The organism is Chitinophaga sp. Hz27 (genome assembly GCF_042263525.1).
Taxonomy (GTDB): domain Bacteria; phylum Bacteroidota; class Bacteroidia; order Chitinophagales; family Chitinophagaceae; genus Chitinophaga.
Map to the genome: position 1 here is coordinate 278,715 of NZ_JBHKFJ010000009.1, position 25,374 is coordinate 304,088.

Below are 25,374 nucleotides of genomic sequence, written 5' to 3' on the forward strand. Positions count from 1 at the left end.
ATAGTTTTTTATGAAAACCGGAACACGATTTGCAACCATCAAACAATTTGGTAAAATTAACTGTAGTTCATACAAATCATGCTTATGGAAAGACATACTTATCAGACTGGCATTATAGGTAACTGCTCGTTCATTGCGCATATAAACTTAAATACCAACGTCGACTGGCTCTGCTGGCCCCGGATGGACAGCACGTTTACCTTTGGAGGATTGCTGGACACAAAAAAAGGAGGTGAATTTTCACTACTCCCCGACGATCATTATACCTCGCATCAGTACTACCTGGAAAATACCAATGTGCTGTGTACTGAGGTAACGACCGCAGAAGGCAGCTATCGTATCACCGACTTTGCTCCCAGGTTTTATCAGTATGAAAGGTTCTTTAAGCCGCTGATGATGATCCGTAAAGTGGAGCCTATCGATGGCTCGCCGCGTATTCGCGTAAAGTGTAAACCTGTCTGCGATTATGGCGCACGCTTTCTGCATCCGCTCCGGGGAAGCAGCCATATTGAATTTACCGGTTGTGAAGCTGGTATCCGCCTTACTACCGATATTCCCATCAGTTATATTATCGACGAAGAATTATTTGTGTTGAATGATACCAGGTATCTCCTATTAACTTACGGCCTTCCCCTTGAGGCGCCACTACAAAGCACTGCAGAACGCTTCCTGCGGGAAACTACGCTCTATTGGCGTAGCTGGATCAAACAATCCAGTATCGCTAATTACTTTCAGCCCTTTGTTATCAGATCGGCGCTTGCGTTGAAAATCCATCAGTATGAGGATACCGGCGCTATCATTGCCGCCAGCACCACCAGCCTGCCCGAGTTTCCTGACAGCGGCCGTAACTGGGATTATCGTTACTGCTGGATGCGGGACAGCTATTATATATTAACTGCACTTAACCACATCGGCCATTTTGAAGAGATGGAACGCTACTTTGGCTATATCACGGATATCTCCTTCTCCGGCGATTTTCGATACCAGCCACTGTATGGTATTACCGGTAAAAAAGATCTGATAGAAAATATACTGCCACATCTAAGTGGATATATGGGTAACCAGCCCGTAAGAATTGGTAACCAGGCTTATGAGCATATCCAGAATGATATCTATGGTCAGGTGTTGATCTCTATGCTTCCGCTGTATACCGATCATCGGTTCATCTTCTCAGAAAGAAAAGACTCTGACAGATGGATCAACCTTTTGCTAAAAAAGATCGAACGTACCATCGATGAGAAAGATGCAGGCATCTGGGAGTTCCGTAACATGGCTAACATTCACTGCTATACGAATTTGTTCCAGTGGGCAGGATGTTCCGCAGCAGAGAAAATGGCTCGCACCATTCAAAACGACGACCTGGTAAAGAAAGCAGTAGCCTTAAAGGAAAGAGCCGCCGCGCATATCGAAAGCTGCTATGATCCTGAGTTAAAAGCCTATACGAATGCGGCAGGCAGTAAGTACCTGGATGCAAGCACGTTACAGCTGATCATGATGAATTACCTGGATCCCTCGTCGCAACGGGCCCGTGATCATCTGGAAGCATTGGAGAAGGAACTGAAAACAGACGATGGTCTATTCTATCGTTACCTACATTCTGATGATTTCGGGAAGCCTAAAACAACTTTCCTCGTTTGTGCTTTCTGGTATGTAGAGGCGCTAGCCTGTGTAGGCCGACTGGAAGATGCGCAACGGGAGTTTGAAAAAATATTGCAGTTCAGTAATCACCTGCTGTTATTTAGTGAAGATGTTGAATCGGGTACCGGCAGCCAGTGGGGTAATTTCCCGCAGGCATACTCCCATGTAGGATTGATGAATGCTGCCTATCGCATTAGTATGAAACTTGATCTACCTATCTTTATATAAACAATGAGGGCTGTACTCAATGGAGACAGCCCTCTGTTTTATTTTTTCAAGGTACGCAAGAAATGCCGCACCTCATGATAACTTCGTAAATAGTACCTGGCGGCTGAGACCTGGCTACCTACCTTAATTGTATATGCCGATGGTGGCAATGCTTTAAATATATCTTCGTCGGTTACGTCATCTCCCATGGCCATAATAAAATCATAATCTCCCTGATGTAACCAGCTGTCTGCTGCCTTTCCTTTGTTAATCTCTACATTCTTCACTTCTATTACCATATCTCCCGGCAATATCTGTAGCCCTTTCTCCTGTGCATAGTATCGCAGTGTTGCCATCAATTCATTGGCGCGCAGTTCTCCAAGTCCCTGTTCTACCTTACGATAGTGCCACACCAGTGAGTATGTTTTCTCTTCAATGAAAGATCCCGGCGTACGATCGGTGGTAGTTTCCAGGATAGGTCTGATCTCCTGCTTCCATTTGTCGCTAAGGCCCGGAAGCTGGTACCACTCCCCGTCTTTCGTTTTCTGCCAAGCGCCATGTTCTGCTACAAGGTCCAGTGGCAGATGGCCAAACCAGCGGCCAAGCGTATCATGGTTTCTGCCGCTGATCATGACGAGTTTATTTCCGGGAACTGCAGCCAGCTCTCTTAATAGCTGATAAAGATCCGGATCGGGCGCCGCCTGATCTATATTTCCCTGGAAACCAACCAGCGTCCCATCGTAATCGAGGAATATCATACGATTCTTCGCCTTACGATATTCTTGTCGTATATACATAGCCGTTTCTGGACTTACTCGTCTTGCCAGCATATTCTGTTGCATGACATTCACTTCCTGCAGTCGCGTCATAAACAATTTCACCCAGTGGTTAATATTGAATTTAGACACCACCTGACGCATAGCCTTCATGCGGCGTTGCTGCTCTTCCAGTGGCATATTGAAGGCTTCCACAATTGCGGCCGTTATAGCGCTGATATTATTGGGATTGACGATGATGGCGTCGATCAGTTCTTTAGATGCACCGGCCATTTCGCTGAGAATTAATACACCGTCGTTGTTGTTACGACTGGCAACGTATTCTTTACTAACGAGATTCATACCGTCGCGCATAGGCGTTACGAGGCAGATGTTAGCGCAGTTATAGAGCGCCGACAGCATTTCTACCGGGAAGGAACGATAGAAGTATTGTATAGGATGCCAGTTGAGCGTACGGTAACGCGCATTGATATGTCCCACCTTACGGTCTATGTCTTCTCTTAGTTGCTTGTATTGCGGTACCGAATCCCTGGAAGGCACTACGATCATATATAGCACTACCTTGGAAAGCGTTTCCGGATATAGCTGGAAGAGCTGTTCAAAGGCTTCGAGACGTTGTAATATCCCTTTACTGTAATCCAGCCGGTCGATAGATAACACCATCTTCTCCGTATTAAACGTCTCCTTTAACTCATTGATATTCTTTTGTACTTCCGGATCGTGACCTAGCTGGGAGTATTTCTCGTAATCTATTCCCATCGGGAATGTTTCCACTACAACCGCCCTGTCATTATAGGAAACTACATTGGCAGATGTTTGAGCTGGGAGCAATCTGTTTACCGCATCCAGGAAATAGCGGGTATCATCGAAGGTATGGAAGCCCATGAGATCTGCGCCAAGCATTCCTTCCAGGATTTCGGTACGCCACGGAATGAGACGAAACAATTCAAAGGAAGGGAATGGTATATGCTGGAAGAAACCGATAGAGATTTCCGGCATTTCTGCCCTAAGCATTCCAGGAAGTAATAGCAATTGATAGTCCTGTACCCAGATGATATCTCCTTGTTCGGCTACGGATAATACGATATCTCTGAATTTTCTGTTTACCTGGTAATAGTAATCCCAGTTAGTTTGCTCATAGCGGGCATAAACGGACATATAGTGGAAAACAGGCCACAGTGTTTCATTAGAGAACCCCTCATAAAAGTAATTAATCTCGTCTTCGGTGAGGAAAACCGGCATAAGATTCATCTTTCTAAGCTGGGCGGTGATCTTTGTCTGATCCCCTGGGTCACTGATTTCTTGTCCTGGCCAGCCTATCCAGATGTTGTTTCCCTCTCTGTAAATAGATCCTAAACCGGTTGCCAGCCCCCCTTCACTGGTTTGCAACGTATAGTTGCCTTCTTGCTCTGTGATCTTCACCGGTAACCTGTTCGATACAATAATAGTTTTTCTCATAGTCTTATTATATATCTATTTTCAAAATACATGCTAATGGATACTGCACCATTTAATCAATAAATGTACCCGGAGAGCGGAACCTTATAATGCAAGTCTAAAAATGCTGTAATAGCGGTGATGGTTCATCTTAAGGGTGTGGGGCTACAAAACGAAATAGGCATCCTTTCAGAAGGAGCGAGTTTACAATATAAAGAAAATGAATAAGATAGACAAACTAAAGCAGAAAGAGAGGCCAATAAAGTCCGGCCTCTCTCCTTTCTATTAGTGATTGCTGGTCATAAAGGGCGCCTCACCAATATAACTGGCATCAGATAGCATCTGGGTCATTTGAAAGGCTATATCGCCCGCATATACGTAATTGCCCGGGCAATCCATCAGATCTATCCTAAACGCTTGATTACCCGCTTCAAAGCGTATATAGGGTACACGTAGCATTGTCCAGGACAGGCTACTTGATTGTAATAGCTGGACTGAGAGCTGCCTGTCGTGATGTACCAGTGGATAAGTTTGCTGCATCCATAGTGTGGCTTGTAGCGTATCCGGCCCCTTATAGTCCGTAGGCGCATCTACGTTAAGGCCTGCAAGAACTATATAGCGGTCTATATCATGGAAAGCCATTGCACGCAACAGATGTTCGGTAACCTTAGCGGCAACCAGCGGCTCACCGGATCTTTGTCCAATAGTACTCATAACTGCTTGTGTACCTGCTAATAGCGCTTCGATGACTTGATAATCAAGGGCATCGCCAATTACAAATCTCAGATTTGGATGACGGATTAGGCAGGTTGGAGGGTTTCGGACCAGGGCTTTGATATGGTAACCTTCCTGAAGTAATTGCATCAATAAAAATTGGCCTGTACGGCCTGTGCCGCCAAGAACGGCTATAGTGGAGTATTGCATCATTGTAAATATTAAATAGGAAAACTAGCTGTCTGAAATAAGGACAGCGTTTATACAAGCACGTAGTACCTGACTAACTAATATTTACAAGTATCTTTTAATGAGATGAAGATAACGAAACCTAATTCATTTTCCTTTCTTTTGCTTCTGCTGAAACCGGGTTACCTTATTCAGATCGCCACAGGTAGCCATGCTACACCAACGTCTGGAGCTATTCTTACTCTTATCCAGGAAGAGCTTACCACAACGGGGACATTGCTTCACTTGGTTCACCTGCGACGAGGCCAGCAGCCCAGCGGCTGATTGCACTATCTTCCAGATGGGCAGCTCCAGTCCCGGCGCATTGAGCGACAGTTGCCCGTAGCCCAGTTGCTTGTCCCAGGAGAATTCCATATTCGTATAGGCTTCACTGATATAGGTATTGAAAGACAAGAGATCATTGTCTGCCAGTGGCTTACCTAATGTAAGCTGCCTGAAAATAACGTATAGGAGTTCCCGTAGGCGAATGGATTTGTCAAAAGCCTGCACTGCTTTCACCGGGAAATCCTTGGCGAGCCTTTCCAGCGTCTGAATAGTTTTGGGAGAAATGATACCCGTATGCAGACTCCAAATACAGATGTCTTTATAATGCTGAAGGTAGTCCTGCTGGTCCGCTCTGAAACGTTCACTAATGGTGTTAACGAAGTCGAGGCAGCAAATGCCGCCGTCTAATCTAATAGTAGATATGGTCACTGGGGTAGACATAACGATGCATTTAAATCGGGTGTTTTCCTAAGTTAAGCAATTGCCTTTAACCGGTAAAATAAGTTTTGCTGGTTAGTAGTTTCAGCGCGTTTTCAACACAAAATCATTATCTAAAGTGATACTTTATAATAATATGTTTATCTCATTAAAAATCAAATTATTAAAATAGAAAAATATCGTATAAAAAATAGGCTTCCAGTGGCTGGATTGATATAATTTTATCTATTGGAAGAAGTTGAGCGGGGCTTTAAAAAAAATTGCATTCCAGTGGCTAACCGGAATGCAATATATAGATATAATTAATTTTAAAGTTAGAATTTATTTAGATGTGTTTATGTAGATTTCGATAACGGCATTTGTCGGGCGACGAGGCGCCAAAAAGGTATCTACTCGCTGATAGTTCGATTGGAGTACCGGCCTTAAAGCGAACGGATAGAAGTTATTTAACGTTGGTGCATACTCGTAAAGGATCAGATCATAATGGTGGGCTTTGATCTTTTCTTCGAAGGTATGGAGCTGTTTGTTAAACATCCCTACGCCCAGATGGTACCATAACGGATAGTCTGGCCCTGTTTCCAATTGATAAGGCATGGCTTCGGCCAGTGGGGTCAGTTCCGTCATATTCAGGACTTTTAATGCCTCCTTCTTCTCCTTGACTACCGGCAACGCCAACACGCTTTCTATTCCCTTTACCGTACTAACGGGCATATATATACGCTCAAACACCGGCAAATTGGTAAAGGTCCAGTTGCCTACCGGCTCATCTACAAAACTGGTATCTGGCTTAACAACCATATAGTTATGTCTGGATACAATATTCTCTCCTGTGGCTTTCATCTCTGCGGCGATATCATGCTGCGGGAAAATGCGCTGTGTAAGCCTGTCTACATAGCGCCAGTAAGAACCTGACCACCACAACACCACCAAGGCAGCAGTAACCAGGACAAATTTGCCTGACTCGGTATTGAATGCCAGCTTATTACAAAGCTGGTGTGCGATGAATGCGAAACAGAAGGCATGAAAGAAGATGTTATTATCCAGCGGCGTATAGCTGGTTACCTGGAATATGGCTGCTTCGGCCAGAATGCCTAGCGTCAGGATCGCAAAGCTAACTGCCTTACGATCTTGTAACCAGTCCTTCCAGCGGCTAACGCCAGCGGCTATACTAAAAATGACCAGGAGGAAGTACGCTTTGATCCATGCGGACCAGGCCATGATCTCTGTAAAAATATCGTATAGGTCTAACCGTGAGCTATGTGGCGCCTGCCCATGGTTAAACCAGTAGCGGAAGCCACTGCCTAAAGGCACTATGATTAACAGGGCTATAGCGAGGTAGGCCCCAATGAATACCATAACATCCGACCAGCGTTTGGAGACAATAGCATTATATAACAGCAAAGCCAATGCAATCAGCAGTGCCATTCCTCCCCCGTCTTGTTTGGTAAAGAAAGAAAGGAACAGGAAAAATGCGGCAATAATCATAGATAGCCATCCCGCTATCTTGTTCTCCATAAATAAACCTCTTACCAAAAAGCTAATTCCTACCAATTCATATACAATAACAGTATGGTTATACCAAGGCCAGAAGTTGTTCAGGGAATAAGAAATAAGAAATACCAGTAATGCCGACATACGGATGCCGGGTCTTACATCAAAGGATTTCAGTATCGCTATAAAGGAAAGGCCTGCAAGGATATTCAGGAAAGCCTGTGCTTTTACCAATGTAATCATAGCCGGACCAAACAGCTTAAAGAACAATGCTGGCACTATCCAATAGCCATAACCCAGCGGCATACCGAAGTCTTTGTAGGGCTGTTGTCCCAGGTACAGTCTATATGCACCTTCCCACGACAAAAAGATATTCACCCTATAAGGGAAAGTCATAAACAACGGGATACTGGCAAAACCTATGATCAGTAAAATTTCAAGGAGGGCCCATTTACGAGCAGAAAGGGATATTGATGGCATAGAAGAAATTGGGATTCGCTACTTTGTAATGTTATCGTAACATATAGACAATCAAAAATAACTGAATTAATTGTATCTTGTCGCGTCAACTTTAGTTCCCCCCATGAAATATTTGAAATTACTCCGCCCCAAGCACTGGGCTAAGAATGCCTTCCTTTTTATCCCTTTATTTTTTGCAGGGCAGTTGTTTAATCTTGATAAGATCCTTGAACTTATTGTAGCGTTTATATCTTTCAGTTTAGTAGCCAGTAGTATTTATGTAATTAATGATTACCAGGATATTGAGGCTGATAGGAAACATCCGGTGAAATGTAAGCGCCCATTGGCTTCTGGTGAAGTTTCCAAAACGGCAGCGTTGATAATCTTTGCCTTATGTATCATGGTGGGTTTTGCTGCAGCCTGGTATGTGCGTCCTAAGTTTGCTTTTGTAGTAGCGATTTATTTCGTTATTAACCTCTTCTATTCCTTTGGGCTGAAGAACATCTCTATATTGGATATTATCATACTTGCTGTTGGTTTCGTACTGCGTGTAAAGGCAGGTGGCGTAGCAACAGAAGTCGCTATGTCTGAATGGTTGATGATCATGGTTTTCCTGCTGGCATTATTTATGGCTATTGCCAAAAGAAGAGATGATGTACTTATCAAGTTATCCTCCGGACAGGAAATGCGTAAGGCGGCGAAAGGTTATAACCTGGACTTCATGAATGTAATGCTGGCCCTTGTATCCGCAGTGATTATTGTGTCGTACCTGATGTATACCATGGCACCGGAAACGCAGCAACGTTTTAATACTTACCGTCTATATTATACCTCCCTGTTTGTTATTGGAGGATTATTACGATATTTGCAAATAACCTACGTGGAGAACAACACTGGTTCTCCCACCAAGATCCTATATAAAGACCGTTTTATTCAATTAACCATTTTCCTGTGGGTCCTGAGTTTTTATGTATTAATTTATTTACCCACTAACGTTAGATTTTTTGAATAATGCAAAAACGGTTAGCAAACTGGGGGAACTACCCCGCTATTGCCAGTGAAGAAAGTTCCTTTACACAGGAAGATCAGCTGCGCAGCTTTGTAAGCACGAACCATGAGTTGATAGCACGCGGAAACGGCCGTTGCTATGGTGATGCCTCTTTGGGCAAGCATAGCATCTCCATGCTTAAATACGATAAGATACTGGCTTTCGATACGGAAAAAGGTATCATGGAGTGTCAGGCAGGCGTTACGCTGGATCAGCTCCTGGATATCCTTGTTCCTAAGGGTTGGTTCTTACCAATTACCCCTGGTACCAAATTCATCACCGTTGGTGGCGCAGTAGCTTCTGATGTACATGGAAAGAACCACCACGTAGATGGTGCCTTCTCAAACCATATCATTGATATGGACGTGATCATTGGTAATGGAGAAACAATTACCTGCGGTCCTGATCAACATACAGATCTTTTCTGGGCTACCTGTGGTGGTATGGGCCTTACCGGCGTTATCACCCGCGTGAAATTTGACCTGAAAAAAATTGAAACAGCATATATCCGTCAAACACAGATCAAGGCTAAAAACCTGGAGGATGTGATCCGCCTGTTTGAAGAGTATAAACATTATACCTATTCCATGGCCTGGATCGATTGCCTCAAAAAAGGCGATTCCTTTGGAAGAAGTATCCTGATCGTTGGTGAACATGCTACCAAGGAAGAACTGAGTACTAAACAGCAGCAGGCCCCATTAACGTTGCCGGCTAAACGTAAATTGACGGTTCCTTTTAACCTCCCTTCCTTCATCCTCAATACACTGACAGTCAAAATCTTTAACTGGCTGTACTACAATAAAAATCTCAAACGCGAAATCAATAACGTAGTTCCTTATGAGCCATTCTTCTATCCGTTGGATGCGATCCTTCATTGGAACAGAGGCTATGGTAAAGCAGGATTTGTACAGTACCAATTTGTGTTGCCACTGGAGCATAAAGATGGACTTGTAGCTATATTGAAACGCATTTCTGATAAAGGCTGGGGGTCTTTCCTGGCGGTGCTGAAAGTATTTGGTAACCAGGATAGTCTGATCTCTTTCCCAATGGAAGGATATACCCTTGCGCTGGATTTCCCTGTACGTAAAGGTCTATTCGAATTCCTGGACGAGCTGGATGAAATTGTACTACAGTATGGTGGCAGGTTATATCTTTCCAAAGATGCCCGTATGAAGCAGGAAGTATTTTGGAAGAGCTATCCTAATGCAGAGAAATTTGCGGCCATTGTGAAGCAATATAACAGTGATAACCGCTTTACTTCTTTACAGTCAGCACGTTTATCACTGACTAAATAATACACCTGCTAACCAAACACCTTCGCAATCCCATGCCATCCGTACTAATATTAGGCGCTGGGTCTGATATGGCTGTTGCCATTGCCCGTGCGTATGCCTCCCAAAAATTTGATATTTTACTCGCTGCCAGAAGTGGCGCCGCGTTGATCCCTTTTCAGCAGGATTTGCAGATACGTTTCGGCGTACACGCAACTGTTCATGATTTTGATGCCACTACATTTCACAGCCATGCCGCTTTTTATGAGCAGCTCCCCGTTATTCCTGATATCACCATCTGTGTATTTGGCTACCTGGGCGACCAGGAAAAGGCTGAAACCAACTGGCTGGAAACAGAACGTATCATCAACAGTAACTATACAGGGGCTGTAAGTATTCTCAATATCATCGCCGAGAGCTATATCGCCAAAGGTAGCGGCCTGATTATAGGTATCAGCTCCGTTGCCGGTGAGCGTGGACGTATGAGCAACTATATTTATGGCAGCGCTAAAGCAGGATTTACGGCTTACCTCAGCGGCTTGAGAAACCGCCTTTTCCATAAGGGGATACATGTCATGAGTGTACAACCAGGTTTTGTAAATACCCGCATGACCCAACATCTCACACTCCCACCTTTGCTGACAGCCCAGCCCGAAGACATCGCTAAAGCGCTGTTTAGAGCGGCGGCCAAAAAGAAAAATACCATCTTCATAAAATGGCATTGGAAATATATTATGCTGATCATCAGGAATATTCCTGAAGGTATTTTCAAAAAACTGAAGCTGTGATAATTGCATTCTTTGATTTCGACGGTACTATAACGAATACGGATACACTCTGGCAGATTATACGCTACCAGAAAGGTCCCGGGGCCATGTATCGCGGGATATTACGATTGCTACCGGCCTTGCTTCAATTTAAATTGAAACAGATTCCCGCTCAGAAAATGAAGGAGAAAGTATTACGGCATTTTTTCAGCGATATGAAAGAAAGCGATTTCCAGGCAGGGTGTAATGCTTTTTGTAAAGATGCTCTCCCTAAAATGATCCGCATAAAAGCATTAGACGCGATCAGGGAACACCAGCGATCAGGACACGAAGTGGTCGTTGTTACTGCATCTGCCTATAACTGGGTAGCTCCCTGGTGCGAGCAACATAATATCCGTTGCATAGGATCAGTAATGGAAGTAATGGATGAGGCTATAACAGGTAAGCTACAGGGAATCAACTGTAATGGAGAAGAAAAGGTAAATCGGATCAAACAGGTTTATAACCTGAACGACTACACGGAAATCTATGCATATGGCGATAGCAGCGGAGATAAACCGATGCTGGCCTTAGCGGGCAACAAGGCGAACTTCAAGCCATTCCGGAATTAATAAGCTATATTCGCTGTGACTTCTTATATAAACAGAACGACCTGCCAATTGGCAGGTCGTTCTGTTTATTGATACGGATTGATTGTTGGTGTACTTAGGCAGCATTTGCTTTCTTCAGCTGGGCTGGTGTAACCATAGCTGGTTTCAGTTTAATGATACCGATGACATTCAACAGTTTCATTACCTGATAGCTAGGATCCAGTTCATACCATTTCTTAGCGAAGTTAGGGCTGTCTTTAAATTTGTGGTGGTTGTTCTGGAACAGTTCACCCAGGAGAATGATACCCCATGGAGAAGTGTTTTTAGATTTATCACCATTATCGAAATTGCTATAGCCATATTTGTGACCGCACCAGTTAACTACTGCACCTTGTACAGGCCCCATCAGGAAGTGGATAGGCAGCAGTAAATAGAGGTACCACATACCAGTTGGAACGAAGGCTACATAGAAAGCAACATATAAGGCCATCCATGCAAGACGAGTGAAGTTATTATCACCGAATTTGTCCATCGCGTCCCATTTAGGTAATGGCTCCTCCAGGAATTTCTTATCTACCTTGCTGGTATCATGTAAGAATCCATTGTAAATAGTACGGGTATGTACCATCATACTCCATACGTCTTTGAAGAAGTGTGGTGAATGCGGATCATGTTCTGTATCACTGAATTCGTGGTGCATACGGTGCATTACACCATAAGCTCTCGGAACCAGGTAAGAGGAACCCTGGAAAAACCAGGTACAGAAGTAAAAAAAGCGCTCCCAGAATTTACTGGTAGTATACATCTGATGAGAAGCGTATCTGTGTAAATAGAATGTGTGAAAGAACAAAGATGCGAACCAATGCACACAAAAGAATATCAGGATTGCTGTCATTTCTGTTTTTATAAAAGTTGACAATAATCACCAAAGGTAGGCTAATAAACTGTAAGTCAATCCAATTTATCTACTTTAATACCCAACAAAATGTTAAAATAACATTTTTATATTCTTTTCTTGACCCTGCGTAACTCTAGCAGGTTCAATCCATTACTTTTTAATCCTTCCACATTTGGCTGGATAAGATGGATCACCTCGTCATAAAACAGCGGTACCACAGGCGCCTCCTCCACTATGATCTTATCCATATCTTGATATAGCTGATATCTTATACTGTCCTGCTGTTCATACATTGCCTGTACATACAGCTTGTCGTAGTTATTGTTAAAGAACCGCGTGTAATTTGGAGGCGCTGGATTTTGTCCGTAAAACATAGCCAGGTAACTTTCGGCATCTGGATAGTCCGCGATCCAGCTGCCACGGAAAAACATCGCCTGTGATTTGGCTGTCTGTTCCAACAGTAAACTTTTCTGTATAACTTCTACCTGTATACGAATTCCAATCTCCTGTAACTGATTGGCCACATAATTGGCCAGGTCCGCATAAATAGGAATCGATAAGAGCTTGATTACCGGCAGCCCCTGTCCATCAGGGAAACCAGCTTCCTTGAGCAAAGCCCTCGCTTTTGCCGGGTCATAATTATAACCTTTCACTTTTTCCGCATCAAAGGAAGGCAGCCCGGCGGGTACAAAACCAGCAGTGGCCGGCTGGCCGATGCTGTTACGCAGATAAGTCATCATCTTCTCCCGGTCGAAGCCATAGTTAATGGCCTGCCTTACTTTTTTATAACGAAGTGGCGAAGCCTTTACCACTGCAAGAGAACTATCATGTAGTATGCCCAGGTATTCTACATTCAGATAAGGATGTTTATCTAGTATCATTTTTCCCTTCCATTCAGGTTTCAGGTTGCCTGTTTTCGACAGTACTTCATCTTTAAAACTGGCGTCGAGATCGTTCATAAAATCCAGCTGTCCTTGCCTGAATAGTAAGAACTCTGTAGCCTTGCTTTCCAGGAAACTTATCTGTACCGCATCCAGGTATGGCAATTGCTTCCCAAGGCTATCCTTTTCGAAGTAGTGTGGATTTCGATGTAATACCAGCGCCTGACCTTCATCCCAGAGGAAATACTGGAATGGTCCGGTACCACATGGATGGTTACGAAAATCTTTGCCGTATTTCTCTACTGCCTCATGTGGGATCACTGAGCAATACTGCATACTAAGTATGCCTAAAATGGGATGGAATGGCTGGAACAAGCGAAGCTGGAAGGTGGAATCATTCAATGCCACGAAGCCGCTGTCCTTATCCAGGCGGCTATTAAAGATCCAGGCACCCGGTGATGCGGTAACGGGATCCATTATACGACGTAGGCTATAAACCACATCCGCTGCGGTCATCTTCCTACCTTTTCCGTCCGGAAAAATATCATTGTCCTGGAAATATACATCTGTGCGTAAATGGAAGGTAATCACCCTATGATCTTCAGATTCTTCCCAGTGGCTAGCCAATGATGGACGCATCTGTAATTGATCATCTGGTTCTACCAAAGTATTATATACCTGACGTACCGCCCAGATAACAGATTGATTACGGGCAAAGGCCGGATCCAGGCTGGTAATTCCTTCCACCTGGTTATAACGAAATACCTGCTTGCCATTGTTGGCCTGCGGCCCACAACCGGTCATCATGCCCACCAATAGGGCTATAAAAAGAATTCGGACGATAAATGCCTGACAATAATAACTTTTCATTTGGCAGTAAATTAATATCTTTCACCCAAATAAATAGACACAATTATGCGCGGCATTAAATTGCTTTGCCTGGCTTTATTAACTTCCAGTGCTGCATTTGCTCAGAAACAATACACCCACGCCGATACGCTTCGCGGTAGTATCACTCCGCAGCGTGCCTGGTGGAACGTTGAATACTATGACCTGCATGTAACTGTAGACCCTCAGGACAGCACCTTTACCGGTTTTAACACCATTACCTATAATGTACTAAAAGTCGATTCTACCATGCAGATAGATCTGCAGGAACCGATGATAATAGATAGTGTATTGCAGGACAAACATAGTCTGACATTTACACAAGATGGGAATGCCTGGTTTATTAAGTTGAAGAAACCACAATTACTCAAGAAATCCGATAAGATCACTATTTTCTATCACGGTAAGCCTAAAGTAGCTGTGAAAGCGCCATGGGATGGCGGTGTAGTATGGGGCAAAGACAAAGAAAATCGTCCATGGATAGCCACTGCCTGTCAGGGTTTAGGCGCCAGCGTATGGTGGCCCAATAAAGACACACAAAGCGACGAACCAGATAACGGCATGACCATCGCCCTTACCGTTCCTAACGAATTGAAAGCCGTTTCCAATGGCCGATTGAAAAAAACGTTCCCAAATGCTGACGGAACAACCACCTACACCTGGCTGGTTACCAACCCTATTAATAATTACGACGTAGCCGTTAATATCGGCAACTATGCAGAAATAAAAGATTCCTATAACGGAGAAGGCGGAAGACTGGACCTTAGCTATTGGGTGCTGGACTATAACGTGGACACGGCCAAGGTACACTTTGAGGTGGTCAAACCTATGCTAAAATGCTTTGAATACTGGTTTGGTAAATACCCTTTCTATAAAGACAGTTATAAATTAGTAGAAGTACCTTTCCTTGGCATGGAGCATCAGAGTGCCGTAGCTTATGGCAATAAATTCAAGATGGGCTACCTGGGCAAAGATCTTTCTGCTACCGGCTGGGGATTGAAGTGGGACTTTATCATCGTCCATGAAAGTGGCCACGAATGGTTCGGAAATAATATTACAACCAAAGACCTCGCGGATATGTGGGTGCATGAATCTTTTACCAACTATTCTGAAACGCTCTTCACTACTTGCCAATACGGTGTGAAGGCAGGCAATGAATATGTTCAGGGCAGCCGTCATAATATCGCTAATGATGAACCAATAATTCCAGCTTACAATGTAAATGCAGAGGGTAGCGGCGATATGTATTATAAAGGCGCAAACATGATACATATGATACGCCAGATCATGGGTAATGACGAGGCTTTCCGCCAGTTGCTACGTGGGTTGAATAAAACCTTCTGGCATCAGACAGTTACCGGCAGAGAGGTACAGGAATATATCAATAGTTTTGTTGGTATCAACCTCGACAAAATGTATGAGCAATATCTCACTACCACACAAATACCTACCCTGGAATATAGGATTACAGGGCAACAGCTGCAATTCCGTTGGACGGATGCGGTGAAGGATTTTAATATGCCAGTAAAAGTAAAGCTCAATGCCAGTGGCTACACCCTTATCTATCCGGGCACTTTATGGCATACAGCGGTGCTTACATTGGATAAGCCGGAAGAATTTGAGGTCGATAAGAATTTCTATATTAATGTGAAGAAGGTTAAATAGCGTATTCCCGAAGAAGTTATACAGAAGAGGGCAACCGGCGACAAAGGCTGGTTGCCTTTTTTATTGGAGTTATTTTTTGAGCAGTTTAAAAGCATGTTCCCGGCTGTTGTTGAGGAAGGCATAGGCTTCCCAAAGTATTGCCAGTGGCTCAATGTTGCGGCTCATTTCAATGCTACCCATATCTGCCACGTCGTGCCAGCCCATTTGATGAAGCAGGTTTACAACAGTTCTTTTGGCAATATGATTATTACCGGCAATAAACATGGTGGGAGCGCCGTCTTTAAATTGTGGCAGGAGCATATGTTCGTGGCCTATGCAGCTGAGTGCTTTTACTACGGAGGAATCTGGCGGCAGCCAGGCTTGTATTTGTTCCCCTGCGGAGTGATTATGGCCGATGATAAGCGTTATACGCCCATTTTCGTCGGGACCTTTGCCATCAATAGGATTGGTGACATCCACGACCGTTTTATTTTTGAAATTCCAGACGCCTGCAGCTTCAATAGCTTTCTTGGTTCCCGTCCAGCGGGTACATATAAGCATCAGATCCCCGAATTCGGCTGCCTGCCTGAATGTACCAATGGTCGCCTGGTTACCCATGCGTTTGGCCCATTGTTGCAACGACTCTTTAGCCGGGTTTCTGGTACCAATAGTAATATCATGACCTGTCTGAATAAGGCCTTTACCGAGTGTGAGTCCAACAGGACCACTTCCCAGGATGCCGATCTTCATAGCCCGTAAAATATTGGGTGAACCATGAAGTTACTGAAAATTCCTGTACCGGCAAAAGGTATTAACAGGACATAGCAATAGCTAATGGAACACTTACTAGTACCCCATTAGCTAAAAACTAAAATGCATTAAAATCAGGCTGGTTGTTCTGCCAACAGGTAACCAAGGAATTTCTGCATGCCCTGACGCTTAGCCGGGGTCAGCGGATAACTGATATTCTGCACATAATAGGTTGTGAGATCATATACGTCATATGGGTTCTCTGCTACTACAGCAGGAATATTCTGGATACCAATACCAGTGGCATTATTAAAGGCATCCGTAAATTCTTTTGGTAATGCCTTGTTGCTTATCCATGCTGCAAAAACAAAAGGAAGGCTGGTAAAGCGCATCCAGTGTTCTGCCAGGTCATAGATAAATGGAGAGATATGTCTTTGTTTCAGTGCACGGTCTCCTATTACCAGTCCGGCATCGGTGCCTTTGATATTGGACTCATAGTCACCATTGGTGGCTACAAATTCAACATCCAGCTTCCAATACTCACGTACCAGCACTTTCAGGAGTGCTACAGACGTACGGCTCTGGTAATCCAGATAAATTCTTTTTATTTCATGTAATGGCACCTCGCTGTACAAACATACCGAGGCTACCGGTCCTTCAGCGCCGATACAATAATCTGCGATGATATGATATTCCTTGAGTTTAGGTATAATGGCTACTGGTACCAGCGCCACGTCTACGTCTCCATCTATCAGTTGCTGTGCTATCTTAGCCGGATAATCCATGGACAATTCCATCATTTCCAATACAGGATGATTCCTAAATCCAAACAATAAAGGCTTCGTATTCAAATAACTTACAGCCGCTACTTTTACTTTCCGTTCCAATTTCTGTAATTTTGAAGCTGCAAAAGTAACTAATTATGCAATTACAACCATTAACTGCCATTTCTCCGCTGGACGGGCGCTATCGCAAGCAACTGGACGAGCTGGCTAATTATTTCTCTGAATTTGCGTTGATCCGTTACCGTGTGATGGTAGAGGTGGAATATTTTATTGCGCTGTCAGAACAGAAAATCTTTACCCTGCCAAAGGCTAAAGTACCTGCCCTGCGTAAGATTTACCAGGAGTTCACGGTTGAGAATGCACAACTGATCAAAGACACTGAGAAGATCACCAATCACGACGTGAAAGCCGTGGAGTATTTCCTGAAGAACGAAATGAAGAACCTGGGTCTGGAAGACAAACTGGAATGGGTACACTTCGGACTAACCTCTCAGGACATCAACAACACCGCTACCCCACTGTTTTGGAAAGATGCTATTGAGCATGTCTATATGCCTGCTCTAGCAAACCTTGTCCTGGAACTGGGTAAAATGGCTAAAGCATGGATGAAAATCCCTATGCTGGCTCGCACACACGGACAACCAGCTTCTCCTACCATCCTTGGTAAAGAAATCCAGGTATTCGTAGAAAGACTGGAAGGACAAATTAAACTGCTGGGTGAAATTCCTTTCGCAGCGAAGTTTGGTGGTGCTACCGGTAACTTCAATGCCCATCACGTGGCCTTCCCTAAAATCAACTGGGAAAAATTCGGTGAGAAATTCGTAAACAATACCCTGGGCCTTCAACGTATGAAGTTTACCACCCAGATCGAACATTACGATAATATCTCTGCACAGTTTGATGCCCTGAAACGTATCAATACTATTCTGATTGATTTCTGCCGTGATATCTGGACTTACATCTCCATGGATTACTTCAAGCAGAAAATCAAGAAGGATGAAGTAGGATCTTCCGCAATGCCACACAAAGTAAATCCGATCGACTTTGAAAATGCAGAGGGTAACTTGGGTCTGGCTAATGCCATATTTGAACACCTAAGCGCGAAGCTGCCTATTTCCCGCCTGCAACGCGACCTGACCGATTCAACTGTATTGCGTAACCTGGGCGTTCCTTTCGGACATACCCTGCTGGCTACTAAGTCTATCCAGAAAGGATTATCTAAACTGATCCTGAACGAGGCTAAACTCCACGAAGACCTGGAAAATACCTGGGCAGTGGTAGCTGAAGCTATTCAGACAGTACTGCGTCGTGAGAATTATCCGCAACCATATGAAGCGTTGAAAGCACTGACCCGTGGTGGCGAAGGCATTACCAAACAGAGTATGCACAAATTTATCGATGGCCTCAAAATCAGTGCAGCACTGAAAAAAGAATTAAAAGCCATCACACCGCATAACTATACTGGTATCTGGTAAGTATCTGTACAAATTATAATGCTACAAAATAGCAACGGGGCCATGGCTGATGCCTGGCCCCGTTGTCTTAAATAACTCTCGAAAGCAACTGAACAGATTCCTATAACTGTTCTATAACGAATAATTTTTCTTCGGCCCTGTCGGCCATGGTTACACGAAAAATATATTTACCTGAGGGTATACCTGTCAGCTTCACTGATTGCACGGTATACAAACTTCCTGGTGCAAACGGTATGATTCGCACAGGAATCCGCTGCTCATCCAATACAGTCAGCGTTGTTGTCTGCTCTTGATCCCTACCCGCGTCTGAACGAATAAAAAACATACGCTCATTACCACGCTCCTGCCACATTGTACAAACAGTATTCCTGTTTAGCGAAGTTACTGTTGTCAACTGAAATGTCATTAGTACCAGGTTCCAAAAACTCATCATTTATCATTGTTTAGAATGATTCAATATTGTGACGAAGTTTTTCTGAGGAAGATGGATCAGGATGAAGACAGGGTTAAATTTTTTTGCAACGCAAAGATAATATCTCTATCGAATTAAATAAATTTTAAAGATAAGTTTTTTGTTAAGTGTTAGTTAACGTAGATCCTCCATTACACTGGGTTTGCTAACTAATTAAAACACATCCCTTAAGTGAAAGAGTTCCACCTCGTTCCTATTATTTATGACGATGGATATAATGTCAAACCTGATCTCCTTAGGAAATAATTGGTAAAACTCCAGGTAATGTTCCGCAGCCTCCCGGATATGTTCTTCTTTAGATTTATTCACTGCATCTTCCGGATACCCGAAAAATGTCGCTCGCCTTGTCTTCACTTCTATAAAATAAATACAGTCATTACGCTTCGCTACAATATCCAATTCCAGTCTGCCGGATTTCCAATTGCAATGCATTACTTCGCAATACCTTGCTACGTAAGTCAGGGCCATGGCTTCGCCTTGTTTGCCGAGGAGTAGATGGTTAATCATAACAATGTTGATAAATGGGTTAGCAAATCAGTTGGTTATCAGTTGATATCTATTACTTTTGCAGCGCAGCATGCAAATAATTTAATAAACCGAGTTACTCGATATGAAACTATTCAGACTGGACGGAAAAGTTCAACACTATGCCTGGGGCGGATATGAATATATCCCTGCTTTGCTGGGAATTCAACCCTCTGATAAACCTAGCGCTGAATACTGGATGGGAGCTCATGAGAGCGCACCTTCTGCCATCACTACTGCCAGCGGCCAGGTACCGCTGAATACCCTCCTGCAGCAAGATCCAGAAAACCTTGTAGGCAAGGATGTCTGGAATGCTTTCGGGCAATTACCTTACCTATTCAAAATATTGGATGTAAGAGAAATGCTTTCTATTCAGGTGCATCCTAATAAATCTGAAGCAGAAAAAGGATTTGCACGTGAAAACGCTGCGGGCATTCCCTTAAATGCACCTAACAGAAATTATAAAGATGCCAACCACAAACCTGAAATTATGGTGGCATTGAGCGAATTCTGGCTGCTGCATGGCTTCCTACCGGAAGCACAGCTGAAACAAGTGCTGCAAGACACACCTGAATTTACCTCACTAGTTAGTATATACGAAAATGAAGGATATTATGGTTTATATAAAACTGTAATGGAGATGCCGCAACAAGTGGTAAATACCTTATTGCGCCCACTCACTGACAGAGCAGTTCCTTTATATAAAGAAAACAAATTGTCTAAGAGCGATCCTGCTTTCTGGGCTGCCCGCGCGGTTTTGAATGATCCTGCATCCGCTGAAAAAATCGACAGAGGTATCTTCTCTATCTATTTCTTTAACATCATGCATGTTCATCCAGGACAAGCGGTATTCCAGGATGCAGGCATTCCACATGCTTACCTGGAAGGCCAGAACGTAGAACTGATGGCCAATTCAGATAATGTGCTTCGTGGTGGACTCACGCCAAAACATATAGATGTGGAAGAGTTGCTCAAGCATACACGCTTTGAAGCGGTACATCCGCACATTATTACCGGCGATGTGATCGCACAAGGATTGGAAACGATCTATCCTACGCCAGCACCGGATTTCGTGGTAAGCAGCATTCAAGTAAAAGCAGGCCAGCAATACCAACATACTGCTGCTGCACCTGAAATACTGATTGTAATGAATGGTGAATGTGAAGTGAAAGGAGAAGGAACAACATTGGCTTTACTCAAGGGCCAGTGCGTATTTGCGGCTTATGGCGCCAACTACCAGATTACTTCCAACAACGAAGTAGCTATCTATAAAGCTACTGTTCCGGTAAAATAATCATACAGTTATACCGGCCTGAAATGCTTTATTTTATTATAAAGCATTTCAGGCCGGTGTTTTTTATTAAGATGCTATTTCAATTACTGTCTTACCTTTCGCTCTGCCATGCCTGCTCTGTAGAATAGCTTCCGGCACTTGAGACAAGGTAATTCTGGTTTCTACTGGAATCGTCAGATCTCCGGCATCAATGAGCTCAGTTAACTTATCCATGGAAGCAGCAGAGCCTTTGGTTTCGAAATTACCGCCACGGAAGCCTTTGGATTTCATCTCTTCTTCATTAGCAACGAAAACTGTTGTAAGCGCAGCTCCACCAGGTTTCAGCAGTTCCAGATTTTTACTGAAACCAGCGGCCTGACTCACCAAATCAATGAAACCATGAATGCCATTAGGATATAAAGTCTTCACCTGCTCAAACAAAGGCGCTTCTTCATAGTTGATTGTCTTGCTGGCACCCAGGCGCTTCATACGAGTAGCACCTTCTGCACTGGAAACTGTGGCGATCACATTTAACCCTTGTGCAGCGGCCATTTGCGTGGCAAAGGAACCTACGCCGCCGGTAGCCCCATTAATTAGCAATACATCACCTTTGTGCAGTTGCAATGTCTCCAACAGCTGTAAAGCCGTCATGCCGGCGGTTGGCACCGCTGCAGCAGCTACGGCATCAACAGATCCCGGTGCGGTGGTGATCCCTGCTTTTTCCGGTACTACAATATATTCTGCGAAAGCGCCTTCTCCAATTGGTGCATGAATAAACTGACCATATACACGGTCGCCCACTTTAAAGCGTGTCACTCCTTCTCCCACTTCCTGTACCACACCAGCGCCATCTACACCAATGATCATCGGAAACTGATGACGCATGGAACCATCCAATATGCCATCAATCATCTTCCAGTCGAAAGGATTTAAACCAGCGGCTTGCATCTTAACTATTAATGCACCTGGCCTGACATTGGGTTTAGGAAGATCCATGACCTGTGCCGTTTCTTTGAAGGCGTTTATCGCTACTGCTTTCATGTTATTTTGGGTTTATGACTTATTACTTGGAGATAACTTTCTTCTGATTAAATGTAACGAATATTAGTCATTGTCGCCGCGGCCCATTTTTATTTTGACCTTTCCATCAGGCCCATCCACAGCATGTAGGTGTAGAATAATTCCTTTACGGCTCCTCCGCATTCGCTCCTCCTTATCAGTTATGGAAGAGTCTTTGGCAGGATTACGTAATGGCACGTCCAGCTGAATGTTGGTGCCGCCACCAATACCATATACGCCCTGCATATCTATATTCAATGCACTTGAAGCGATACGCATTGGTGGAATGATGATTTTACCACTCTGTACTTTAAAATTATTACTGAGACTTTCAAAAGTAATACTGTCCATTCTTCTTCGCTTAAATAAAAAATCACCGATATCTACCAGCGGCTGAAAATCCAAAAGGGCGCCACGTTTCATGCTAAAATCGATATTTCCGTTCAGCGTTCGGTTCATCACTGTTCCATTATCAAGGATGTTACCCCGGATAATTGTTTTAGCAGTAGCTATACCACGTATATTCTTTGACGTTAGTCCTGTCATACCGAAGTTATCAAAGGCATAGAACAATTGAGAAATATTCACGTTTACGAAACTGGCTGCCAGATCGAAATAGTTATTAACGCTTACCTGGTGAACCTTTCCTTTGACAGAGAGTGACCCACCTGCATGTTGCAGGGAAATCTGGTTTAACAAAATATCAGATGCGGTAAGTGCCACTATTGCTTTTACATTATCTGCTGTAAAATGCCGGAATGTGGTTCTGTTCAATTGCACATTCATGTTTACGTTGCTGGATGCAAGCACATTATCCAGTTGCTTGGCCACTCTACCCATTTTCACCTTTCGACGTGCAGTAGCGACGGCCTTGCTTTGTTTTCTTGGCATCAGGAAAGATTTGAACTCATTCAAATCTACCAATGGACTCTTAATATTCCAGTCCAGCACAATTTTATCAGGTGCGGTAAAATAGAAATTCAAAACATTCTTCATTTTGCCATCCATCGTCAGTGTGCTACTTTGCGTTTGCAGACTGATATTTTCCAAGAGCAGATCTTGCCCTGTAAAACGCAGCGTGGCATTACAGTTTTTGAATTTCAGATCGCGGGGTGTATATGAAAAAGCAGCATTCGTAACTTTCACATCTCCTATCAATGCTGATGGAGTAGGATCGTCTTTCATCAAGGGGCCCGTATAATTCAAGTCTGCCACCGCATTACCACTGGTGAATTCCAGCGGTAAGGGGTCATCATTTTCATTTAGATTCTCCAGTGGGAAAGATGATTGGAAATGTCCATGTAGCAATGGCGCTTTCAGGTTGACAACCCGAATAGTATCTGCCTTCACAGGTACTGCGCCAAACAAGGCAGACAGTCCAAATATATTTACGGAGGAGTTTTCATCTGTGTGCCCTGCGCCTACCAACACTTCATTATTGAATCTGCCACTGAAGCTACAGTTGCTCCATTGGCCTAACCCACTGTTCAATATATTGTTGGTGGTTTTCCATGTTACTACTACATGCGGCGTATCACGGAATTTCATATGTCCGGCGAGGTTAGCCTCTGCGTCCAGTGGCTTTTGCAGATCAATTGTGTTCAGTTTCCCGGAGATATTTGGCGGCAACCAGGTGGCGGCCTCTTTTAGCAGCAGTTGGTTAGCAATTATTTTTAACTGAAAAGCCGGTGGTTTTTCTGAAAACACAAATTGACCGCCGATAAATACTGGCTTGTCATCAATTTTGATAGGCTGCTGCGGCACATCCAATATCTTGGTTTTGCGATTGAATGTAACATGCAGGGGCATGTCCATCTCTTTATCTTTCAGGTAACTACCTTTGACCGTATTGAATTCGAAATGCCGGGAAAACATATGTGCGTAGAGGTTAATATCCATAACATCCCCCACTGTTTTGATTTTGCCAGCCATTTCCCTGATCAGTAGTTCAAAGAGTTTCTGCTTTTGTTGATTTTCTATGGAGAAGACCATATTAGAGAATACCAGCCTGCCTATATCCGCTTTTTTGGATGGCTTCTTTTTATTGATTGGCTGCTCTTTCAGCACATTGGTATTCGTATAGCCGGTGGAGTCAGTGTACAAACAAATCTGACCGTCTTTCAGTGTTACTTCTTTAATATCTGCGTGCTTACGCAACAGCGACCAGCTGTTAAGCCGGATATAAATAAATTTTACATTCAGCAAGGGCCGATGATGTACAGGATACAGGCTGTCTAACAGCTGCACGTCTTTGAGGGCTAGTGATACATTGGGGAAACCGGAAAAAAGAGAAGGTTCAACATCACCAATTTTTAAAGTGCCATTTATCCTTCCATCTATTTTTTCAGTAATCTGCTTCAGCAAATCCGCTTTATTGGCCTTGATGTACCATACAAGGCCCAATAATAGTAATATCCCCAACGCTACCACTGATCCTGCTGCAATAAGTGAAATCCTTAGCCATTTTCGCATTTGATCTTAATGGGTTTATTGGTTAAAACAGATAACAGGTACGGGATGTTTAACCAATATAGCATTAATTGTGCCGGGCGATTTCGCCAAATCGTTTTTCTACTGCTGTAAGTTCAGTGGCAGACATATGTGAGGAGGCTTTTAAAATTTCGAGGAAATGAGCAATTTCTTCAGGCTGAGCGGGACATCCGATATTATGCAGCAGACCATCTGCGCCTTTCATGCGGCTGTCGGCAAGCAGTTTGCCATCGGGCTGAAATACCAACCAAAATGGAATACCTTCTTTCTCACCGTGGTATTTTGTCAGCAGTTCCATTCCACCAGGATTTTCGGTGCTCTTCTTATCGCCATATTCTTTAACGGTGATATGCCTGATGACGTAATTCTTTTCAAAGGCATTTTTACAGGCAGCATCATTCATGGCCATATCCATTTTGTGGCACCATCCACACCAGGATGCATGAAACATCAGGAAAACATTCTTCTGTTCTTTGGCAGCCAGAGCGCTGGCCTCTTTCAATACCTGATCTGCCGGTAACATTTGCTGGGCTTGGCTGGCAAAGGCCAACAGCATTAAAATCATACCCAAAAATAGCTTTCTCATAATATCGATTTTACCAAATATACAAGAAAAAAAGCCGTCTCTACTGAGTAGAGACGGCTTTATATCAGGTAGATAATTTTAGATCTTTTCTGCAACGAAACCAGCTTTTGCTACGATCGCTGCTACTTCTTCTGCAGAAACACCCGCTGCTTCTACTGTTAATACCTTCTGTGGATTTGCAGTATCAACGTTCCATTTTTCAACGCCTTCTGCTTGATTTAAGTGTGGAGTTACTCCTGCCACACATCCGCTACAATTGATATTGGTTTTGAATTTGTAAGTTTCCATATTGATTGATT

Annotated in this window: 22 protein-coding genes; 8 read left to right on the top strand and 14 right to left on the bottom strand. The window is 43.6% G+C overall.

Annotated elements, in window-relative coordinates:
- The first annotated feature begins 84 nt into the window (after positions 1 to 84).
- Entirely contained in the window at positions 85 to 1,866 is a 1,782-nt protein-coding gene (locus ACE38W_RS22360) for a glycoside hydrolase family 15 protein (protein WP_375834957.1), read from the top strand.
- A 38-nt stretch (positions 1,867 to 1,904) separates the two neighbouring features.
- Here the strand turns inward: ACE38W_RS22360 and ACE38W_RS22365 are convergent, their stop codons facing one another.
- From ACE38W_RS22365 to ACE38W_RS22380, 4 genes are all read right to left on the bottom strand, one after another.
- Positions 1,905 to 4,079 (bottom strand): bifunctional alpha,alpha-trehalose-phosphate synthase (UDP-forming)/trehalose-phosphatase, encoded by a 2,175-nt coding sequence (locus ACE38W_RS22365; protein WP_375834959.1) that lies wholly within the window; start codon positions 4,077 to 4,079, stop codon positions 1,905 to 1,907.
- A gap of 264 nt (positions 4,080 to 4,343) precedes the next feature.
- Entirely contained in the window at positions 4,344 to 4,985 is a 642-nt protein-coding gene (locus tag ACE38W_RS22370; protein WP_375834961.1) for an NAD(P)-dependent oxidoreductase, read from the bottom strand.
- A gap of 123 nt (positions 4,986 to 5,108) precedes the next feature.
- The gene (locus tag ACE38W_RS22375; protein WP_375834963.1) at positions 5,109 to 5,726 is read right to left on the bottom strand and encodes a CGNR zinc finger domain-containing protein; all 618 of its coding nucleotides are present in this window, start codon (positions 5,724 to 5,726) and stop codon (positions 5,109 to 5,111) included.
- 318 nt (positions 5,727 to 6,044) lie between these two features.
- Entirely contained in the window at positions 6,045 to 7,694 is a 1,650-nt protein-coding gene (locus ACE38W_RS22380; RefSeq protein WP_375834965.1) for a hypothetical protein, read from the bottom strand.
- A gap of 103 nt (positions 7,695 to 7,797) precedes the next feature.
- Here ACE38W_RS22380 and ACE38W_RS22385 point away from each other — a divergent pair, with 103 nt between their 5' ends.
- The 4 genes from ACE38W_RS22385 to ACE38W_RS22400 are packed head-to-tail and all read left to right on the top strand — an operon-like array spanning position 7,798 to position 11,370.
- Positions 7,798 to 8,685 (top strand): decaprenyl-phosphate phosphoribosyltransferase, encoded by an 888-nt coding sequence (locus ACE38W_RS22385; RefSeq protein WP_375834967.1) that lies wholly within the window; start codon positions 7,798 to 7,800, stop codon positions 8,683 to 8,685.
- Complete coding sequence (locus ACE38W_RS22390) at positions 8,685 to 10,016, top strand: FAD-dependent oxidoreductase (protein WP_375834969.1); 1,332 nt, start codon at positions 8,685 to 8,687, stop codon at positions 10,014 to 10,016. The genes ACE38W_RS22385 and ACE38W_RS22390 overlap by 1 nt, the downstream gene beginning before the upstream one ends.
- A gap of 32 nt (positions 10,017 to 10,048) precedes the next feature.
- On the top strand, positions 10,049 to 10,780 hold the full coding sequence (locus ACE38W_RS22395) for an SDR family oxidoreductase (protein ID WP_375834972.1): 732 nt from the start codon (positions 10,049 to 10,051) through the stop codon (positions 10,778 to 10,780).
- A complete protein-coding gene (locus tag ACE38W_RS22400; protein WP_375834974.1) occupies positions 10,777 to 11,370 on the top strand; it encodes an HAD-IB family hydrolase in 594 nt (197 codons plus the stop codon). Before ACE38W_RS22395 ends, ACE38W_RS22400 begins: the two co-directional genes overlap by 4 nt.
- 94 nt (positions 11,371 to 11,464) lie before the next feature.
- Here the strand turns inward: ACE38W_RS22400 and ACE38W_RS22405 are convergent, their stop codons facing one another.
- A complete protein-coding gene (locus ACE38W_RS22405) occupies positions 11,465 to 12,244 on the bottom strand; it encodes an acyl-CoA desaturase (protein WP_375834976.1) in 780 nt (259 codons plus the stop codon).
- Positions 12,245 to 12,351: 107 nt separating this feature from the next.
- Complete coding sequence (locus tag ACE38W_RS22410; protein ID WP_375834978.1) at positions 12,352 to 13,998, bottom strand: ABC transporter substrate-binding protein; 1,647 nt, start codon at positions 13,996 to 13,998, stop codon at positions 12,352 to 12,354.
- A 45-nt stretch (positions 13,999 to 14,043) separates the two neighbouring features.
- Between ACE38W_RS22410 and ACE38W_RS22415 the strand changes: the two genes are divergently transcribed.
- Positions 14,044 to 15,681, top strand: coding sequence for a M1 family metallopeptidase (locus ACE38W_RS22415; protein ID WP_375834980.1), 1,638 nt, complete (start codon positions 14,044 to 14,046; stop codon positions 15,679 to 15,681).
- Positions 15,682 to 15,750: 69 nt separating this feature from the next.
- Here ACE38W_RS22415 and ACE38W_RS22420 read toward each other — a convergent pair whose 3' ends face one another.
- Both ACE38W_RS22420 and ACE38W_RS22425 read right to left on the bottom strand, forming a co-directional pair.
- The gene (locus tag ACE38W_RS22420; RefSeq protein WP_375834982.1) at positions 15,751 to 16,410 is read right to left on the bottom strand and encodes an NADPH-dependent F420 reductase; all 660 of its coding nucleotides are present in this window, start codon (positions 16,408 to 16,410) and stop codon (positions 15,751 to 15,753) included.
- A gap of 134 nt (positions 16,411 to 16,544) precedes the next feature.
- Positions 16,545 to 17,297, bottom strand: a complete 753-nt coding sequence (locus ACE38W_RS22425; protein ID WP_375834985.1) for a menaquinone biosynthetic enzyme MqnA/MqnD family protein — start codon at positions 17,295 to 17,297, stop codon at positions 16,545 to 16,547.
- A gap of 35 nt (positions 17,298 to 17,332) precedes the next feature.
- Between ACE38W_RS22425 and purB the strand changes: the two genes are divergently transcribed.
- Entirely contained in the window at positions 17,333 to 18,670 is a 1,338-nt protein-coding gene (gene purB / locus ACE38W_RS22430) for an adenylosuccinate lyase (protein ID WP_375834987.1), read from the top strand.
- Positions 18,671 to 18,770: 100 nt separating this feature from the next.
- Here purB and ACE38W_RS22435 read toward each other — a convergent pair whose 3' ends face one another.
- The gene (locus tag ACE38W_RS22435) at positions 18,771 to 19,103 is read right to left on the bottom strand and encodes a hypothetical protein (protein WP_375834989.1); all 333 of its coding nucleotides are present in this window, start codon (positions 19,101 to 19,103) and stop codon (positions 18,771 to 18,773) included.
- 192 nt (positions 19,104 to 19,295) lie between these two features.
- Positions 19,296 to 19,649, bottom strand: coding sequence for a YraN family protein (locus ACE38W_RS22440; RefSeq protein ID WP_375834991.1), 354 nt, complete (start codon positions 19,647 to 19,649; stop codon positions 19,296 to 19,298).
- Positions 19,650 to 19,752: 103 nt separating this feature from the next.
- Between ACE38W_RS22440 and manA the strand changes: the two genes are divergently transcribed.
- Entirely contained in the window at positions 19,753 to 20,961 is a 1,209-nt protein-coding gene (manA, locus tag ACE38W_RS22445; RefSeq protein ID WP_375834993.1) for a mannose-6-phosphate isomerase, class I, read from the top strand.
- 66 nt (positions 20,962 to 21,027) lie between these two features.
- Here manA and ACE38W_RS22450 read toward each other — a convergent pair whose 3' ends face one another.
- The 4 genes from ACE38W_RS22450 to ACE38W_RS22465 form a co-directional block, all read right to left on the bottom strand.
- Positions 21,028 to 21,981: an NADP-dependent oxidoreductase gene (locus ACE38W_RS22450; protein WP_375834996.1), complete on the bottom strand. Its 954-nt coding sequence runs from the start codon at positions 21,979 to 21,981 to the stop codon at positions 21,028 to 21,030.
- A 63-nt stretch (positions 21,982 to 22,044) separates the two neighbouring features.
- A complete protein-coding gene (locus ACE38W_RS22455; RefSeq protein WP_375834998.1) occupies positions 22,045 to 24,471 on the bottom strand; it encodes an AsmA-like C-terminal region-containing protein in 2,427 nt (808 codons plus the stop codon).
- A gap of 64 nt (positions 24,472 to 24,535) precedes the next feature.
- Positions 24,536 to 25,075, bottom strand: a complete 540-nt coding sequence (locus tag ACE38W_RS22460) for a thioredoxin family protein (protein ID WP_375835001.1) — start codon at positions 25,073 to 25,075, stop codon at positions 24,536 to 24,538.
- A 78-nt stretch (positions 25,076 to 25,153) separates the two neighbouring features.
- Positions 25,154 to 25,363, bottom strand: a complete 210-nt coding sequence (locus tag ACE38W_RS22465; RefSeq protein WP_375829707.1) for a heavy-metal-associated domain-containing protein — start codon at positions 25,361 to 25,363, stop codon at positions 25,154 to 25,156.
- Between the last annotated feature and the right edge of the window lie 11 nt (positions 25,364 to 25,374).

What these genes read in the sequence shown, in the direction of transcription:
- manA (WP_375834993.1), top strand. Translation starts at nt 19,753, where the DNA reads ATGAAACTATTCAGACTGGACGGAAAAGTTCAACACTATGCCTGGGGC.
- ACE38W_RS22410 (WP_375834978.1), bottom strand. Translation starts at nt 13,998, where the DNA reads ATGAAAAGTTATTATTGTCAGGCATTTATCGTCCGAATTCTTTTTATA.
- ACE38W_RS22395 (WP_375834972.1), top strand. Translation starts at nt 10,049, where the DNA reads ATGCCATCCGTACTAATATTAGGCGCTGGGTCTGATATGGCTGTTGCC.
- ACE38W_RS22435 (WP_375834989.1), bottom strand. Translation starts at nt 19,103, where the DNA reads ATGATGAGTTTTTGGAACCTGGTACTAATGACATTTCAGTTGACAACA.
- ACE38W_RS22415 (WP_375834980.1), top strand. Translation starts at nt 14,044, where the DNA reads ATGCGCGGCATTAAATTGCTTTGCCTGGCTTTATTAACTTCCAGTGCT.
- ACE38W_RS22360 (WP_375834957.1), top strand. Translation starts at nt 85, where the DNA reads ATGGAAAGACATACTTATCAGACTGGCATTATAGGTAACTGCTCGTTC.
- ACE38W_RS22460 (WP_375835001.1), bottom strand. Translation starts at nt 25,075, where the DNA reads ATGAGAAAGCTATTTTTGGGTATGATTTTAATGCTGTTGGCCTTTGCC.
- ACE38W_RS22375 (WP_375834963.1), bottom strand. Translation starts at nt 5,726, where the DNA reads ATGTCTACCCCAGTGACCATATCTACTATTAGATTAGACGGCGGCATT.
- purB (WP_375834987.1), top strand. Translation starts at nt 17,333, where the DNA reads ATGCAATTACAACCATTAACTGCCATTTCTCCGCTGGACGGGCGCTAT.
- ACE38W_RS22385 (WP_375834967.1), top strand. Translation starts at nt 7,798, where the DNA reads ATGAAATATTTGAAATTACTCCGCCCCAAGCACTGGGCTAAGAATGCC.
- ACE38W_RS22405 (WP_375834976.1), bottom strand. Translation starts at nt 12,244, where the DNA reads ATGACAGCAATCCTGATATTCTTTTGTGTGCATTGGTTCGCATCTTTG.
- ACE38W_RS22450 (WP_375834996.1), bottom strand. Translation starts at nt 21,981, where the DNA reads ATGAAAGCAGTAGCGATAAACGCCTTCAAAGAAACGGCACAGGTCATG.
- ACE38W_RS22465 (WP_375829707.1), bottom strand. Translation starts at nt 25,363, where the DNA reads ATGGAAACTTACAAATTCAAAACCAATATCAATTGTAGCGGATGTGTG.
- ACE38W_RS22420 (WP_375834982.1), bottom strand. Translation starts at nt 16,410, where the DNA reads ATGAAGATCGGCATCCTGGGAAGTGGTCCTGTTGGACTCACACTCGGT.
- ACE38W_RS22390 (WP_375834969.1), top strand. Translation starts at nt 8,685, where the DNA reads ATGCAAAAACGGTTAGCAAACTGGGGGAACTACCCCGCTATTGCCAGT.
- ACE38W_RS22370 (WP_375834961.1), bottom strand. Translation starts at nt 4,985, where the DNA reads ATGATGCAATACTCCACTATAGCCGTTCTTGGCGGCACAGGCCGTACA.
- ACE38W_RS22455 (WP_375834998.1), bottom strand. Translation starts at nt 24,471, where the DNA reads ATGCGAAAATGGCTAAGGATTTCACTTATTGCAGCAGGATCAGTGGTA.
- ACE38W_RS22365 (WP_375834959.1), bottom strand. Translation starts at nt 4,079, where the DNA reads ATGAGAAAAACTATTATTGTATCGAACAGGTTACCGGTGAAGATCACA.
- ACE38W_RS22380 (WP_375834965.1), bottom strand. Translation starts at nt 7,694, where the DNA reads ATGCCATCAATATCCCTTTCTGCTCGTAAATGGGCCCTCCTTGAAATT.
- ACE38W_RS22440 (WP_375834991.1), bottom strand. Translation starts at nt 19,649, where the DNA reads ATGATTAACCATCTACTCCTCGGCAAACAAGGCGAAGCCATGGCCCTG.